12 protein-coding genes are annotated in these 16,769 nt (G+C 68.8%); 4 read left to right on the top strand and 8 right to left on the bottom strand.

Going from position 1 to position 16,769, the window contains the following annotated elements:
- Positions 1-190: 190 nt before the first annotated feature.
- On the bottom strand, positions 191-889 hold the full coding sequence (xynA, locus tag JOD27_RS12070) for an endo-1,4-beta-xylanase XynA (RefSeq protein WP_275591645.1): 699 nt from the start codon (positions 887-889) through the stop codon (positions 191-193).
- Positions 890-1,245: 356 nt separating this feature from the next.
- On the opposite strand from xynA, the gene JOD27_RS12075 reads away from it, so the two are divergent.
- From JOD27_RS12075 to JOD27_RS12090, 4 genes are all read left to right on the top strand, one after another.
- Positions 1,246-1,689, top strand: a complete 444-nt coding sequence (locus JOD27_RS12075; RefSeq protein WP_204762266.1) for a hypothetical protein — start codon at positions 1,246-1,248, stop codon at positions 1,687-1,689.
- A gap of 222 nt (positions 1,690-1,911) precedes the next feature.
- Complete coding sequence (locus JOD27_RS12080; RefSeq protein ID WP_204762267.1) at positions 1,912-3,471, top strand: S8 family peptidase; 1,560 nt, start codon at positions 1,912-1,914, stop codon at positions 3,469-3,471.
- Between the two features lie 59 nt (positions 3,472-3,530).
- Positions 3,531-4,388 carry a Dyp-type peroxidase gene (locus JOD27_RS12085; protein ID WP_204762268.1) on the top strand — a complete coding sequence of 286 codons (858 nt, stop codon included), beginning with the start codon at positions 3,531-3,533 and terminating at the stop codon, positions 4,386-4,388.
- A 14-nt stretch (positions 4,389-4,402) separates the two neighbouring features.
- Positions 4,403-5,122: an AfsR/SARP family transcriptional regulator gene (locus tag JOD27_RS12090; protein ID WP_204762269.1), complete on the top strand. Its 720-nt coding sequence runs from the start codon at positions 4,403-4,405 to the stop codon at positions 5,120-5,122.
- A 48-nt stretch (positions 5,123-5,170) separates the two neighbouring features.
- Here JOD27_RS12090 and JOD27_RS12095 read toward each other — a convergent pair whose 3' ends face one another.
- The 7 genes from JOD27_RS12095 to JOD27_RS12125 form a co-directional block, all read right to left on the bottom strand.
- Positions 5,171-5,536: a hypothetical protein gene (locus JOD27_RS12095; protein ID WP_204762270.1), complete on the bottom strand. Its 366-nt coding sequence runs from the start codon at positions 5,534-5,536 to the stop codon at positions 5,171-5,173.
- A 70-nt stretch (positions 5,537-5,606) separates the two neighbouring features.
- Positions 5,607-5,885 (bottom strand): DUF7336 domain-containing protein, encoded by a 279-nt coding sequence (locus JOD27_RS12100; RefSeq protein ID WP_204762271.1) that lies wholly within the window; start codon positions 5,883-5,885, stop codon positions 5,607-5,609.
- Complete coding sequence (locus JOD27_RS12105) at positions 5,878-6,204, bottom strand: PIM8 family immunity protein (protein WP_204762272.1); 327 nt, start codon at positions 6,202-6,204, stop codon at positions 5,878-5,880. Before JOD27_RS12105 ends, JOD27_RS12100 begins: the two co-directional genes overlap by 8 nt.
- Complete coding sequence (locus tag JOD27_RS12110; protein WP_204762273.1) at positions 6,201-6,497, bottom strand: immunity 53 family protein; 297 nt, start codon at positions 6,495-6,497, stop codon at positions 6,201-6,203. Before JOD27_RS12110 ends, JOD27_RS12105 begins: the two co-directional genes overlap by 4 nt.
- Complete coding sequence (locus tag JOD27_RS12115; RefSeq protein ID WP_204762274.1) at positions 6,488-6,979, bottom strand: hypothetical protein; 492 nt, start codon at positions 6,977-6,979, stop codon at positions 6,488-6,490. The genes JOD27_RS12110 and JOD27_RS12115 overlap by 10 nt, the downstream gene beginning before the upstream one ends.
- Complete coding sequence (locus tag JOD27_RS12120) at positions 6,979-7,290, bottom strand: Imm53 family immunity protein (protein WP_204762275.1); 312 nt, start codon at positions 7,288-7,290, stop codon at positions 6,979-6,981. The genes JOD27_RS12115 and JOD27_RS12120 overlap by 1 nt, the downstream gene beginning before the upstream one ends.
- Positions 7,277-16,711 (bottom strand): polymorphic toxin-type HINT domain-containing protein, encoded by a 9,435-nt coding sequence (locus JOD27_RS12125; protein ID WP_204762276.1) that lies wholly within the window; start codon positions 16,709-16,711, stop codon positions 7,277-7,279. The genes JOD27_RS12120 and JOD27_RS12125 overlap by 14 nt, the downstream gene beginning before the upstream one ends.
- Positions 16,712-16,769 lie beyond the last annotated feature (58 nt).

A 16,769-nucleotide genomic window follows, 5' to 3' on the forward strand; every position in this document is an offset into this window, starting at 1 on the left:
GCCCGCTGCCCGCAACCGGACCGCCGTGCTCATGGCGGCCCGCAGACCGGCGAGCGCGGCCACGGCACCGTCGCCGCAGTGCGGTTTGTTGGCCAGGTCGGCCACCGTGGCGACCTGGCGGACGCCGTCCTCGGCCGTGACGTGCCATCGCGGGCTGCGGCACACGCCGGCGTGCCGCAGCCCGCAAGGCTCACCTCACCGTGATGTTGGAGTTGCCGCTGCTCTGGTACCCCTCGGTGGCGAGGATCATGTAGTAGTTGAAGTTGCCGAGCCGCATGCCGGCGCGGTTCCACGCGTCGAAGTGGTTGCCGGTGGTGATGGAGCCGCCCGTCCGCTTCTGCTGCCGGACGCTCCAGAACTGCGGGAACGTCTTGTTTCCTTCGACGGACGGCGCGTTGTAGCGCATCGTCTGATAGATGTCGTACGTGCCGCCGTCTGAGGTGACCGTTCCCTTGTACGTGCCGGTGGGCCGATAAGTGCCCCAATTGTCGACGATGTAGTACTCGACGAGCGGATTCGACGTCCACCCGTAGAGAGTCAGATACGCGTTTCCGGACGGGTTGAAGCTACCGGAATAGTTCACGGTCCGCCGTGAACCGTTGCTCCAGCCCTTGCCGCCGACGAAATTGCCGACATTGCTCCACGAGGTGCTGTAGTTGCCGCCGGACCCGAACTCCATGCAGACCCGGCCACCACCGTCAGTCCAGAACGAGTAGTAGTAACCGCCGTTGTTGCCCGTCTGACTCGAGCACGTGGCGGCAGCGCCCACGTCGGCGGTGGCGACGGCACCGGGCACCAACGCCATGATCAGCGCGGCGCAGGCGCCGTAGATGAACAACGCGACGCGGCCGCGTGGGCGGCGCGACGATCGCACAGTGGCTTCAGCCATATGCGGTACTCCTCATCATTGAGGTCGGCACGGCAGCCAGGCACGCCATACAACCCGCGACGGATGGTGGTGATCGCGGTGACGGCCGCCGTCGGGTGCGATTGTGACCGGTCGGCCGAATTCGACGGGCACACCGGTCAACAGTGCCGACAGTAGCAGCGCGCGCCGGAGCTAAAGGTTGGCTAAAAAGTTTCGACAAAATTTCGAAAATGGCCAGCGGGCTCATATCGGATTGGCCGGTCGCCCGATTTTCAGGTGCTCTTCCGGACGGAGGTGCGTCGTCCGGGTGACGTTGGCCGACACGCCCGCGCGGGCGACCGCTGATCGCCGCCTCCGGCAATACGATCCGAGGCATCATGCGCGAACGCACGGACGACTCCTCAGGTAACGGCGCCTCCATCAACGACCCGCTGCTCACCACGCCGGTGGCCAGGCTGATGGCACTGGCGATGGGCACGGACATCCGGGTGTTCGAGATGCCGGCGGCACGCAGCATCGGACTCGCTGGCCTCGTCGGTCTCGGCTCGGACAAGAACGGCGAGCCGCAGTGCATGATCGGGCTTTCCGACGACCTCGACGACGATCTGCGCGCCGACGTGCTGGCGTACGGGCTGGCCGTGCTCGTCGGCACGCCGGAGATCCTCGACGAAAGCCCGGACGGCATCCTCGGGATCAGCAGGGAGCGCCTTCCTCAGGCCGACAACGGGCCGGGCAACCTGGCCTGGCACATGCTGCAGACGTGCGGGCGCGAGTCGCCGTCGACGACCTTCCGGCTCATGGTCATCCAGTCCGACGAGTAAGCCCAGCCCGAGCGCCGAAAATACTGGCCCCTTGCTTCTTCGTTCATTCATGTGCCTCAGTTGCACACTTTCGTGCTGTGTCTCAGCACGCTGATCAAGCCCCCTTTTGGCGGTATAAGGTCTTCCTATGCCGTGGGAGCCTCTGAGGCGCGCGGCCCACGCGACACCTGGGGGTGCGGACGTCTGACGTCCGCCAGTCATTTTTTGGGGGCTCTGTTTCGCATGCGCGGATTAATCGCTGCTCTCGTTCTCGCGGCCACCGTCGTTCCCGCCGACGCCCATGCGGCCGTCGGCGACGTACTCAGACCCGCGGGCGCTGAAGTAATCGCGGGCAAGTACATCGTCACCTTGAAGAAAACCGGTCAGGTCAACGCACTCGGCGTCGCCGCAGCTCACGGCGGGAAGGTCGACCGCGTCTACGGCGCGGCGTTGCACGGGTTCGCGATGACCGCCACCGAGCAGCAGGCTCGCCGGCTGGCCGCCGACCCGCGCGTCGAACGGGTCGAGGCCGACTCCGTCGTGCGCGGTGAGTCGGTGCGGACCAACCCGATCTGGAACCTCGATCGCATCGACCAGCGCGGAACCGTGCTGGACAACCGCTACGAGTACGCGGACCAGGCCGGTCAGGGCGTCACCGTCTACGTGATGGACACCGGTGTGCGCACCGCGCACGCCGAGTTCGAAGGGCGGGCCACCGTCGCGTTCGACGCGATCGGCGACGGCTGGAACGGCCAGGACTGCAGCACCAGCGGCCACGGCACGCACGTCGCCGGCACCATCGCGGGCAAGACGTTCGGTGTGGCCGGCAAGGCCAAGATCGCGTCGGTGCGCGTGCTGAGCTGCGAGAACAGCGGCACGATCAGCCAGATCGTGGCCGGCATCGACTGGATCACCGCGAACGCGGCCAAGCCCGCCGTGGTGAACATGAGCCTCGGCGGCGGCCAGAGCACGACCGAGGACAACGCCGTCAAGGCGTCGATCGCGGCCGGCATCTCCTACGTCGTCTCGGCGGGCAACTCCGAGTCGAACGCCTGTCTCAAGAGCCCGGCCAACGTGCCCGCGGCGATCACCGTGGGCGCGGCCAACCCCGTCAACGAACGCGCCCGCGGCTGGAAGGGCACCGACAGCGGGTCCAACTACGGCCCCTGCCTCGACCTGTTCGCGCCGGGCGAGTCCATCGAGTCCGCGCACAACGCCACCGACCACGCGACGATGATCCTCAAGGGCACATCGATGGCCTCACCGCACGTCGCCGGCGCGGCGGCGCTGCTGCTGTCGCAGACGCCGAACCTGACGCCCGCGCAGGTGCACGCCGAGATCCTCAACCGGTCGGTGACCGGCGTGCTGGACCCCAGCACGCTCGAACCGCCGATGAACCCGCCCACGACGCAGAAGTCTCCCAACAGGTTCCTCTACACGGGTCCGCTTCCGCAGCCGGTCTGCACCGTCTCCGACACCACCCGCCGGGCCGTGCCGGACCAGGACAGCATCACCGTCGCGCTCGACGTGACGGCGTGCGGGCGCAAGGTCGCCACCAACGCCACCGTGCGTGTGCAGGCCGAACACCCGTTCCGCGGCGACCTGTCCGTGCGCCTGGTCACGCCGACCGGCACGGAGGTCGTGCTGCGCGAGGCCAACAGCTCCGACAGCGCGGTCAACCTGGACCAGACGTTCCCGCTCTCACTGTCCACTCTGGATGGCAACGGGACGTGGAAGCTGGTCGTACGCGACAACTTCAGCCTCGACGAGGGATCGCTGGTCGGGTGGACGCTCACTCTCTGACCAGACGAACTTTTCTGGCGGGACTGGCGGCGGCGGGTCTGACGGCGTGTGAAGCGCCGATGCCCGCTGCCGTTCCCGTCCACCACCAACCCGGCGTGCTGGCACCGAGCCCGGCCGCCGCGGGGGTGGCCGCGTACGACGTCACGGCACGCACCCGCGCCGAGCTCACCGCGACACTGCGCGCGGTCACGTCGCGTGGCGTCACGGTGGCAGCCGGCGCGTCCCTGTTCGACGGCAGGTTCGGCCTGCGCCCGCCACGACGGCTGACAACGATGCCGAAGTTCGCGGGCGACGTGCTCGAAGAGCAGTGGTGCCACGGAGATCTGCTGCTGCAGGCGCTCGCGGACACACCGGACCAGGTGGACTCCCAACTGGCCGACGTGCCCGGTCTGACGCTTCGTTGGCGGATCAACGGGCACAAGCTGCCCGAGGACCGCAACGCGTTCGGGTTCAAGGAGGGCGCGGGGAACCCGACGACGCCTCAGGTGTGGGTCGGGGACGACGAACCCGCGTGCTACCTGGGCGGCACGTACCAGGTGGTGCGACTGATCAGGCTCGCGACGCCGACGTGGGACCACAAGTCCACAGAGGACCAGGAGCGGGTCTTCGGCAGGCGCAAGGAGTCGGGTGAAGAACTGCCCGAGATGCTGAACTCCCACGTGCGGCGCGCCCGCCCCGCCGAGGAGAAGCACAAGATCCTGCGCCGCGGCTATCCGTTCGCCACCGAACCGGGCCACCTCTTCATGTGCTACCAACGTGATCCGGAAACAGGCTTCGCCGCCGCCCAACGCCGCCTCGTCGGGGAGGAACTGGAGAAGTACGTGCTGCCGTTCGGCGGCGGCTACTTCTTCACCCTGCCGGGAACCGACGGCACGAAGGACGACTACCTCGGCCGCGCCATGGTCGAGTCGTCGTGACAACAGGGGGAATTGTGTTCGAGTTCGGAATCCTGGGCCCGGTGCAGGTGCGAGCGGACGGCGTGCCCGTCCCGATCAGCGCAGCCAAGCTCCGCACGCTGCTGGCCGCACTGCTGCTGAGACCGAACCGCACGGTGCCGACGACGACGCTGATCGAGCAGGTGTGGGGCGACCAGCCACCTCAACGCGGCGTGGCGGCGCTGCAGAACTACGTGATGCGGCTGCGGCAGGCCCTCGGGGACTCGCTCATCCGCACCACACCAGGGGGTTACTCGATCGCGTTGTGTCCGTCCCAATTGGACCTGACGTGGTTCTCGCAGCTGACCACGGAGGCCGCCGCGGCAGGCCCCGGCACCCGATCCCGGTTGCTGACGGCCGCGCTGGAGCTGTGGCGCGGGCCCGCGTTGGAGGGAATTCCTTCGCCCGTCCTGCAACGGGCCGAGGTGCCCCGGCTGGAAGAGCTGCGGCTCACCGCGGTGGAGATGCGGATCGACGCCGATCTGGAACTGGGGCGGCATACCGACCTGGTGCCGGAGCTGTGGTCGTTGACGGCGCAGCACCCGTTGCGGGAGCGGTTCTGGCATCAGCTGATGCTGGCTCTGCGGCGTTCTGGGCGGCGGGCTGAGGCGCTGGCGGCCTACCGGAGTGTCTCGGAGGTGTTGTCCGAGGAGCTGGGGCTGGATCCCGGACCCGAGCTGCGGGAGCAGTTCGCGGCGATCCTGCAGGCGAGCTGAGCCGGTCGACGCCTCCACGAAATTCGTGGAGGCGCCGAGCTCTTCACGTCAGGTGTTGGAGGGGAACAGGTGCACCGCGGTCCTGTCCGCGACCACCTCCACCACCTCACCGGAGGCCGTCGCGTCGCCGTCGGCCACGTCCACCGACACCGGTGAACCCGCCACCTGGAGGTAGGTCACGCCGTCCTCTGTCATCCGCCACAGGCCACCGAGAACCACCGACGTCCCGTCGAGCCGTACCCCGGCGACGCCACCCGAGCGAGAGCTGACCTCGTCGTCGACGTCCACCTCGACCTCGTACTCGTGTCCGACCACAGGTGGCTCCGCCGACTTCCACACACCCGCGCCCGCACCGGCCGGGCAGCGGAACGACACGAGATCATCCGTGCCGACAGCGGACACCTCGATCCTCATCGTCAAGATCCCTTCTGGTAAGGCCGGCTGATTGGCCTTTGCCATCGGCTGGATCCGCTGCTGACCTTCGTCAGACCGTGATGAACCCCGTGGTCCACTGGGCTTCGTCCAGCGTGTACTCGTCGATGTGGAAACACTCCGGGTCGTCGCGGAACCCTGGAAGCTCCTTGGCACGTTCGATCCACGCCATCGCGTTCTCGCGTGAGGAGTAGACGCCGAGCACCTTCACGTCGTCGCCCTCCTCCTCGTCGGCCCAGAACTCGCCGCCGGGGTCGAAGTGCCTGACCGCCCCGCTCTCGTCCTCAGCCACGTGATGCACGTGCCAGAGCAGGAAAACACGGTCACTCATCGGGGTTGCCCACCTCGATCCTGAATTCGGCGCACCAGAACGACGCGATGCCGTGCTCCGGATCGGTCACCTTGAAGGTGACCCCCTCCCAGCCCGCATCACCCATGTCGATGATCTGCAGGTCGAGGGGGAACCCGCTCTCCTGCCGGAACGCGAGCTCGACGACCCCGTCGAAGCACAACGCGACGCGTTCCGACTCGGTGGACGTAGCCTCCACCCTCAACGAGACCCGCCCGTCGTCCTCCGTGATGACGACTCGGCTCATGTGCCAGGAGGTGTCGCGGAGGAGTTCGTCGTACTCGTCGAGCACCGACCTCATGTGCCCCGTTCCAGCACGAACTCACGGAACAGGCTCAACGCCTCGTCGAGCGACCGCAGATCGCAGAACGACTCGAACCTCTCGCCGTCCGACGTCGCCCGGATCCACCGCCCGTCTTCGTCCTCCGACTTCTCGAAGGTGCGTCCCTCGAGATCGGTGTCCACCAGGTCGGCCACGACGTGCCAGCCGGGATTGTCCAGCGTCTTGATCTCCACGCCGAACTCGTGCTCCCAGTCGCCGTTGCACCGCTCGGCGTACCACCGCTGAAAGAACTCGAACGCACTCACAGCCACGGCGGCTCCGCCTCGGGCTCGAAAAGCGCCGCGTACAGCGACACCTCGGCACGACCGGGCACGACCGCCACCGGCACCGGAGTCTCCAGATGCTCGGCGGGCACGAGCCGGAACCCGTGCGCCGCCACCACGTCGAGCACCCGCGACTCGAACGGCCCGGCAGGGCGGGAGATGAGCTCTCCCCTGCCGTGACCGTCCTCGCCGAACGCCGGCACCACCGCGTACGGACCGACCATCGACAGCTTGACGATCAGCAGCCGGCTGCCGCGCACGAAGTAGGTGAAGGCCACCTCGTGGTTGATGTCCGTGTCGTCCTCGGTGTCACCCGTGGACGACAGGTCGAGCAGGAGCGCCGCATACGGGTCGCGCTTCACCATCTCCCGCGCGAAATCACGCCGTGGAGCCGTGAGATCCCCGTACGCCTTGCGCAGATCCGCTTCGTACAGCGAGCGGATCGACGTGGCGCTCCTGCTCTTCCCCATCAGCCGTCGGCCCGTTTCAGCACGAACTCGCGGAACCGGCTCAACGCCTCGTCGAGCGACTGCAGATCGCAGGACGACTCGTACCGCTCACCGTCCGACGACGCCCAGATCCACCGTCCCTCAGCCGGTTCCGACTTCGACTTCTCGAGGGTGCGTCCCTCGAGGTCGGTGTCGACCAGGTCGGCCACGATGTGCCAGCCGGGATTGTCCAGCGTCTTGATCTCCACGCCGAACTCGTGCTCCCAGTCGCCGTTGCACTGCTCGGCGTACCACCGCTGGAAGAACTCGAACGGGCTTTCAGCAACCGGCATTCGGATCCTCCCAGGCGTCCGGCGGGCGCGCCGTTCCATCCGGCAGGTTCAGGTGCGGGGTGTCCACCACCGTGCCGTCCGGGTTGGTGTGCGCCGGACCCCACCGGTCGTACCGCTTCTCCAGCTCCCACGGAGCAGGGTTGCGCGGGTTGGACTGCTCCTGCCAGGTGGCGTACTTCTTCACCTTGCCGTCCGGCCCGAGCATAAAGGTGGAGTGCGGGCCCTTGGCGTTCGGGTCTGGACGCTGACGCGGCGGGCGGGCATTGTGCACCAGCACCGGCTTGTCGCCGGCGACCACGTAGTACGTGTGGTCGGTGTCGACCGTCAGGTTGTACACCTGCTGGTCAGCCACCGCGCGGATGCCCAGGCCCGTGACGCCGAGCAGCTCGCCGGACGACGTGCGCACCCGGTCGCCCCGCTGGATGTCCTGCGCCTCGACGAACTGGCCCCTGTTCTCGACCCAGAACGGGTGACCGTCGGTGGCCACCAGGGTCGAGGTCGCCGTACCCGCCATCCCGTCGGTGTCGACCGTGATGTCGACGAGCCGCTTCGCGCCCTTGCCGACAATCGTCGCCGTGACCTCCCTCGCCGTGGTCTTGCCGGACTCGGGGTCGGTCGCGGTGACCTGGTCGCCGGTCCTCACCTCTTCGATCGCCTTGCGGGAACCGTCCGCCATCAGCACCGGCGTGCCGGCGACGAAGCTGTTGACGAAGCAGCTCTCCCGGTTGTTCTTGCCGTTGTTGGTGGGCTTGTTGCCGCTCGGGTCACCCAGGACGGTCGGCTGGTTGTCCACGTAGGCGTGGACGTTGCGACCGCCTTCGAACCCGATCGGGTCCTCGCTGATGAACCGCTGCAGCACGGGGCTGTAGTAGCGGTCCCGGTAGTGGTACAGGCCGGTGCCGTCGTCCTCACGACCGGTGAAGCGGTACGGGTTGTCCGCTCCCGCTCCGCTCGCGTAGGTGCGGCCGAACGGTTCGTAGGTGTAGGACGCACCCGCACCGTCCGGGTCGACCAGGCCGACCGTGCTGCCGACCGCATCGGTGAGGAACCGTCGCGTGGTGCCACCGGACTCGCGCAGGTGGAACCCGTCGACACCACTGGCGGTCATGTTCGCCGTGACCTGCCCGTTCACCTTCTCCTGCAACGGGTTCTGCCCGTCGTACACGTAGTTGGTGGTCACGCCGGAGACCGTGCGGCCCAGCCTGCGGCCGTCGGAGTTGTAGTTGAACGACGCCGACCTGCCCTGCCCCGTGACGGTGGCGAGCTCTCCCTTCGCATTCCAGGAGTAGGTGGTCGCGCCGTCGGACAACAGATTGCCCTCCGGGTCGTAGGTGATCGTCGAACCGCCGATGGTCTTGATGCGGTTGGCGTTGTCGTACGTCGCGGGTCCGTACGGCTCGGGCAGCATCGTCCGCGAGGACGCGCCGGTGGTCCTGATCGGCAGGCCGGTGGCGTCGTACTCGTAGGCGAGGTCGCCGAGCGTCGTCGCGCCCGACTTGTACGTGATCGTCTTGACCCTGCCGGTGTCGTCGTAGGTGTAGGTCTGCCCGACACCGGTGCCGGGTGCACCCACCCTTTCCGTGCGGCCGGCGCGGTCCCGGGTCACGACGCTGATCGCGGTGCCGCCCTGCTGGATCTCCTGCAGGTCGCCCGCCGCGTCGTAGACGTGCCGCACCGCGGGACGTCCCGGCACGGTCGTCGTGCGGTCCCGCACCGTCGTGCCGTAGGCGTAGGACACCGAGCCGGTCGGCGTGGTCTCCTGCTTGACCCGGTCCAGGTCGTCGTAGTCGATCGTCGACGTGCCGGCGACGCTGTCCACACTGGACCGCACCCGGTCACCGGCGTCGAAGGTGTTGGTCACCTTGCTCTCCGACCCGTAGGTGCTCTCGTACCTCCGGTTCAGCGGGTCGTACTTGTGCTCGACGACGACTCCGCGGCGGTCGGTCTCCTTCTCCAGGTTGCCGTTGCGGTCGTACACCGCGTCCGGGGTAGTCACCCCGAGCGGGTCGGTGACCGCACGGAGCTGGTCCATGGCGTTGTAGTGGAAGACGGTCTCGCTGTTGCGGGCGTCGACCACCTTGGTCCGGTTGCCGTTGCGGTCGTACTCGTACCGCATCGTGCGACCGAGGCCGTCGATGACCGAGGCGACGAAGTCCTTCGCCGTGTACGCGGTCTCGGTCACCACACCCGCCGCGTCGGAGGTGCGGACCTTGCGGCCGATGACGTCGTACCCGATCGTGCTGACCTTGCCCAGCTCATCCGTCGTCCGCACCGCGTCGGTGCCGGAGTAGTCGGTGATGCGGGACTTGCCTGCCGGATCGGTCACCTTGGTGACCTGGCCGCGTTCGTTGACCTCGAACAACGTCTTGCGGCCAAGCGGATCTGTCACCGACTTGACCGCACCCCGCGCGGTGAGCTCGTAGATCGTCTCCTTGGTGTAGTCGTCGACGTGCTTGGTGAGTTCTCCGTTCGGGCCGAGACGATCGAACTTCTGCGTGCGCGCGTTGGGCGTGTCCGCGAGAACGGTGCTCTCCTTGACGTAGCCCTTGGCGTCGTAGACGTACGAGGTCTTGCGCTTGAGCGCGTCGGTCGTCGACTTCACTCGCACGCCGTTGGTCTCGTACTCGGTGATCGTCTCCTGGGCGAACGGGGTGCCGTACGCCTTGGTGTCGCTGACCACCTGTCCCTTGTCGTTGAACACGAACCGGCGCACGGCATCACGCGGGTCGATCATCCGGGTCTCGGTGATCGCACCGTTGACGTCGGTGTACTCGAACTTCGTGACACCGCCGTCGGCCGCAGTCTGGGACTTGACGCGGTCCTTGTCGTCGTACTCGTTGAGCAGGAATCGGGTCTCGCGCGGGTCGGTGATCGTCTTGAGCAGACCCTTGGCGTCCCAGGTGTACTTGGTGACGCCGCCTTCCGTGTTGGTCACCGATTCGAGCTGGCCGGTCGGGAGGTAGGTGTAGCTCACTCGCCTGCCGAGGTTGTCCTCGACGGACTTGACCTTGGCCGGGTTCGCGTCGTCGTAGCTGAAGCGCACCCACCGGCCGCTGGACGAGGTGACCTGCGTGATGGGGCCGTTCGCCCTGACCTTGCCGTCGGTGCCCGGTGGTGCCGGGGCTCGGGTGATGGTCGTGGCGTTGCCGAACTTGTCGCGGATCTCCTGCAGCGGCGCCTCTTCGCCGATGACGTAGATGGTGCCGTCGCGCAGTTTCACGTCCCAGCCGGCGTCGTTCCACACCGCGACCGAGCCGTCGAACTTCGTCGGCGTCGGGTCCGCGGCGAACACGGCGCCCGCGTAGTCCTGACCGGGGCTCGTGCGGGTGTAGTGGATCTTGCTGCCGTCCGGCTGGACGAGGTCGAACTCCTTGAACGTCGGCGCGCCGTCGACCAGCGGTGCCCACGGGAAGACCCCGTAGTCGAAGCTGGCGCCGACGCCGAACGGGCGGACGAACGCGTCACCCTGCTGGTAGGTGCGCTTGACCTCGATCGGCATGATGTCGTCGACGACGAGGTCCACCTGCTCGTCGACCAGCAGGCCGGTGGCCGGGTCGACCGGGTCGCCGACCCTGGTGTTGTTGGGCCTGGGCGAGCGGGCCGCCGGGTTGAGGCCCGGCACCACGGTCATCGCGCCGGTCAGGCGGTAGAACTTCACGTCCGAGTCCGGCACGATCTGCGTGCCGTCCTTGGAGACGGTGCCGTGGCCGTAGACGTGCCAGCCCTTGCCGTCCGGGTCGTAGTTCCAGAACTGCGTCCGGGTGCCCGGCGCCTCCTTGGTGTAGTTCGGGTAGATGATCGTCGCGCCCTGCGGGAACAGGTAGCCGCCGCCCGGCTGCGCGGTGAAGTACACCGGCACCTTCGACGGGGGCAGCGGGAACGGCGGGCGGTCGATCGGGATCGGGGTCAGCGACAGCTCGGTGGCCACGTTGCCGTCCGCGTCGCGGATAACCGTGCCCGCCGGGATGCGGACCTCGAGGCCCGGGATGGACTTCGTAGTGAGGACCGTCTCGGTGATGGTCGGGCTGGGCACGTGCACGACGGAGTTCCTGTCGATCTCCGGCAGGAACACGGTGTGCGGCAGCACGAGCACCTGGCCCTGCTTGACGTCCACGCCGATGTCGAACGTGCCGAACGAACGGCCGGTGGTGCGGCCGTCCACGCGCAGCGACACGTGGCCGTCGGTCAGGCCGATCAGCGTGAACTTGCCGTCCGCGTCGGTGGTCGCCTTCTTGTCCCGTGCGCTCACGGTCACGCCGGCGAGCGGCTTGCCGTCGGTGGACTGCACGGTGCCGACCACGCCGGTGAAGCCGACCGCGAACTGCAACGGGCGATCACGCACCGGGCGCGGGTCGTAGCGGGTGGTCCAGTCGACGCCGCCGAGGTTCGCGGCGTCCGGGCGCCAGCCGCTGCTCGAGCTGCACGGCGTCGAGGTCGGCTTCTCCTTCTCCTCGACCTTCGGCTGGTCGGTGCCCTGCGGCGCGGCACCCACCTTGGCGGCGGGCGGCCGCCGGTCCACCTGCGGGCAGGTCGGTTCCTGCACCGTCGGCGGCGCGATCTGCGTGACCGGGGCCGCGGTGGCCCGCTTGGTGATGGACACGTCGATCGAACCGGTCGGGCTGTTGGCCGGGTCGAAGACGAGCGTGTACGTGCCGGTCGCCTTGAGCCTGCTGAAGAACTCGTACGGCTCGGTGCTGATGAACCTGCGGGTCGTCTCCACCGTGCCGTCCGGCGCGTAGAGCGTGTAGTAGACGCCGTTGTTGCCGATGTTGCGCTTGATGCTCAGCTTCGGCAGGTCGTTCAGCGTGCCGTCGAACGTCAGCCTGCCGTTCTGCGCGGGCCGGTTGAACGTGACGGTCTTGGCCGCTCCGCCGTACTCGATCTTGCCGCCGTCGGTCTCCGAGTTCAGCATCACCGTCAGCGGACCGGCCATGGGCTGGACGTCCTGGTCGACCGGTTCGATCACGACCTTGTAGTCACCGGTCACCGGGAGCTGGGTCAGGTCGAGACCGAGCGCGGTCGGGAACGCGCTGTTGCCCGACGTGTCCAGGTTCCGGCCGTCCGGCTTGATCACGGTCCACTTCAGGAACGGAATCCGGTCGGACGCCGTGCCCATCGTGAGCCGCTGGCCCTGGGTGCCGGCGATCTTTCCGATGATCTTCTGGCCGTGCACGGTGATGTTCAGGTTCGACGGTGCCGCGTCGGGCACGAGCGTGCCGAGGTCGGCCGGTTCGGACATGTGGAACGTCAGGTCGCCGGTGACCGCGAAGCCCGGGTCGACGAAGATCCGGTACTTGCCTGTCACCGGCAGCGCCGCGACGTCGAGCTTGCCGTCGCTGACGGCGCCGACCGACGTGGTGCCGTCAGGCCGGTAGAGCCTGATGACGACCTCACCCGGCACGCTCTTGCGCACCACGATCGTCAGCGGCTTGTCCTTGACACCGTCGTAGTCGAGCCACATCTCGCGGCCCGGCCGGTCGACCCTGACCGTGGTGGAGGCGTTCGGGGGCAGCTTGCCGCCCTCGGCGACGGTCGACAGCCACGCCTTGGCCGCGCCGACGGCCTCCCATCCGCTGATGAACAGGTTGTGCGTGCCCGTCTTGCGGATCCTCAGGTTCCGCGTCTCCGCCGTGCCCTCACGGAGCTCGACCTGCTGACCGTCCGGTTCGGACATGATGCTGACCGGGTAGGCGGCGCGGCCGTTCTCCCGGATGGTGTTGTCGGTGTGCCCCAGCACCAGCGGCTGGTTCGCCGTGCCCTGGAACTGCATCCGCACCGACTGGCCGGGCCGCAGCACCTGGTAGGACGTCGGGTTCCCGTTGACAGCCAACGGTCCCGCGTCGATCACGCTGGACAGCCAGACCCGGCCGGAGCCGAGCTGGTTCGGGTCGAAGTTCGGGATCACCTTGTAGGTGCCCGTCTTCTTCGCCTGGAACACCATCGTCGGGATGTAGTCGCCGAGCCGGGCGCGCCAGGTGAGCCGGGTACCGTCGGGGTCGACCACGGTGACGTTGAAGTAGTTGCCCGGCTCGCTGATGTCGGTGAGCCCGAAGCTCATCCACTCACCCGCGGTCGCCGTGAACGGCATCTCCTTCACCGGCTGGCCCTGCCGGATGTCGAACGGCACGCCGGACCCGTCGCGGGTCAGCTTGTCGCCGGTCAGGTCCTTGGACAGCGTGACGCTGACCTTGCCGGCCGCCGCGTCGTCCGGCGCCACGACGATCGTGTACGTGCCGTTGTGCTTGAACGTCGGCAGGTCCTGGTGCAGCTTGCTGCCCGCGAACAGGTCGAGCGGGTCGCCGAGCGCACGGCGGGCGAAGTCGCCGCCGTGCGGGGTGAACATCCACATCGCCGAGCGCACCGGGATGGTGTTGTTCTCGAGCTTCAGGTTCAGCTGCTCGCCGATCTTGCCGTCGACCAGCACCACTGCGGCCTTGCCCGCCGGGATGTCGAGGTTCGTCGTGGTGCCGACCTGCAGCCTGCCGCCGTAGATCAGGTTGCCCGTCACGAAACCCCGCGGCGCGACCAGGAAGTCGGCCGCGCTGGTGGCCTCGCCACCGGGCGTGCGGACGGTGATCCTGCCGGAGGACGCGGCGTCGGGCACCTGCACGACCAGCTTCGTCGCCGTCACCTCGCGCACCCGTGCCACGGTCTGGTGGAACCGCACCACGTTGCGGGCGATGTCGGGGTCGAAGCCGGTGCCGGTGATCGTCACGACGTTGCCGGCGTCGCCGCGATCCGTTGACACCGCGGTGATCGCGGGCGCGGTGACGCCCCGCGCGAGCTGGAACGGCCGCGGGCTGACCGAGGTCTTGCCGTTGGCCGTGACGCGCACGACGCCTTCGCGGACGCCCTGCGGCACGGTGACGGAGACGCGGTTGCCGGACGAGGCGGTGACGGGGGCGTTGATGCCGTCGAACGTCACGGTCGTGCCCTGCGCGGCGAAACCGATGCCGCTGATCTCCACCGTGCTGCCCGCCGGGCCGCGCGCGGGCACGATCGCGAACACCGTCGCGTCGCCCTGCACGAACCGTTCGGTGGCAAGGAGGTTGCCGCTGTCGTCGTACCGGTAGGCGGCCGCCTCACCGGAGTTGTTCGCGACACCGGCGAGCTGACCGGCGGCGTCGTAGAAGAAGTCCCGCGGTCCGGCGGGCGCGCCCGCGACGAACTCGTGCCGGACGGGCGTGGACAGCGCGCCGGTCGCCGACACCTTGGACCACACGGTGAGCGTGCGCTTGCCGGAGCGGACCGGGGTGACGGAGAGCTGCGCCGCGCCGTTCGCGACCGGCTGCTCCTTCGATGCCGCGTCGGTGTCGAGCTGGTGCACGATCACGTCCGCGGCGGTGCTGCCCTGCGGCCGGACGGTGACCGTGCCGGCCTGGCCGATGCTGCCGTGCGGCTGGCCGTCGGCCGGGAAGTCCGTGGACGTCACGACCGGGGCGTCCGGTGCGGGCACCGGGAGACCGCCGACGGTGAAGGTGTACGTGGCCGGAGCGGACGTCTGGCCGTTGAGCGCCCACGCGGTGAGCGTGTGCGTGCCGCTGGTCGACGGGGTGAGCTGGACCTGCGCCTCACCGGCGGCCGCGACGGTCGTGGTCGGACCGTCGCCGAGCCGGTACCGGAAACCGTTGGCACCGGGGCTCTTCAGCGTGAACGTGCCCGCCTGGCCGGGTGCGCCGTGCGGCTGGCCGTCTGCCGGATAGTCGCTGGAGACGACCTGCGGCGCGGCGGGTGCCTGAGGTGCGGCGGACGCGACCTTGAAGCGGTGCTGCGCGGCGGGCGACTCCTCGCCGTTCGCGCCGACCGCCTTCACGGTCAGGACGTGCTCGCCCGCGGTGGGCGGCGTGATCTTCGCCTGCGCCTTGCCGGAGCCCGCGACGTCGGTGACGGCGCCGCCGTCGAGCTGGTGGCGGAAGCCGGTGACCGGGTCGGTTCCGGTGGCGCGGAAGGTGAACGTGCCCTCCTTGCCTGCCGCACCGTGCTCGACGCCGTCGGCCGGGTAGTCGGCGGAGGCGACCTGCGGCGTGCCGACGGCGGCCGTGGTGAAGGTGGCAGGCGCGGACTCGACCGACGGGTCGGCGCCGATGGCCACGACCTCGACGGTGTTCGCGGTGGGCGGGACGAGGCTCAGCTTCGCCTTGCCGTCCACGGCCTTCTCGAAGATCCAGTCGGTGTTCCACCGATACTTGAACGCGGTGCCGCGCTCGGCGGTGAAGACACCGTTGTCGTGCTTGACGATCGGCTCCGGCAGCGCGGCGACGCGGGTGGCGTGCGGCGCGAGCTCCGACTCCTGGCCGGTCGCGTCGACGGCCCTGACCTCGAGCACCTGCGTGCCCTTGGCCGGTGGCGTCACGCTGACCTCGGCGGTGCCGCTGGGTGCGGGCACCCGCGTGAACTCGCCCTCACCCTGCCAGCGGTGGCGGAACTCCACGGCGCCCGGCGCGGCGAAGACGACCTTCCCCGGCTGCTTCGGGGCGCCGTGGGCCCGCTCGTCGGCCGGGTAGTCGGTGGACGTCACGACCGGCGTGGCGGTCGTGCCCGGCGTGAAGGTGGTGACGAGCGGCTGGTCGCGCTTCTCCAGCGGGAGGCGGGAAGCCTGCTGCGCCACCGCGGTCTTGACGGTGCTGGTGACGTTCTCGTCGCCCAGCTTTGCGCTGTCGATGCGGCCGCCGGCCAGCACCGTGCCGTCGAAGCCCTGGTCGTGGCGCACGACCTGCGTGAGCTCCCACGCGCCGTCGGGCAGCGTGAAGACCACGTTGCCGTTCTCGATCTTCGTGGGCACCGGGCCCGCCTGCGTGGTGGCCCGCTCGGCCACGAACACGGTGCGGTGCTTGGCGTCCAGCGCGCGGATCACGCCGTCGCTCTCCTGCAGGGCGAGCCCGCGGGTGTTGACCGGCATGCGCACCTGCTGCGCGCCCTGGCCGGTGATGACGATCCGGAACCCGTCCGCCAGCGCCTGGACCCGAGTGGTCGCGAAGGTGGCGGTGTCGCCGTCCACCTTCGGCGGTTCCTGTGGCGCGGGCCCCCATTCCAGGGACCTGTCGTCGTCCTTGATCGTGACCAGCGACTCCTGCGGGCCGCCGGCGAACCGCACGTCGACCGCCGCGGCCTTGGGCGCGACCGTCACCGGGTCGAGCGCGGTGTCGACCGCCACCCAGCCGTCGTCGCGGCGCACCCGCTGTGGAGCGGTGTGCTGGGTGACGGTCATCGTTCCGTCGGGATTGGCGACGACGAGCCGGGTGGCGCTGGTCAGCAGCGCCACGTCCACCGGCTCGCCACAAGCTTTCGCCGCCGCACGGGCCGCGGGCCCGTCCGGTCTGCTGTCCGGACAATCCTCCCGTGTCACCACGGCTATCGCCACGGCCAACGAGACCAGCAACGTCCCCACCACGGGGATCGTGATCGAGCGCCTAGCCCTCACGACTACCTCCAGCGCAACAGGCAGACCTCCCCCAGAGGTCCCACCTCACCCAAGCGCC

This window comes from Lentzea nigeriaca (genome assembly GCF_016907955.1).
Taxonomy (GTDB): Bacteria; Actinomycetota; Actinomycetes; order Mycobacteriales; family Pseudonocardiaceae; genus Lentzea; species Lentzea nigeriaca.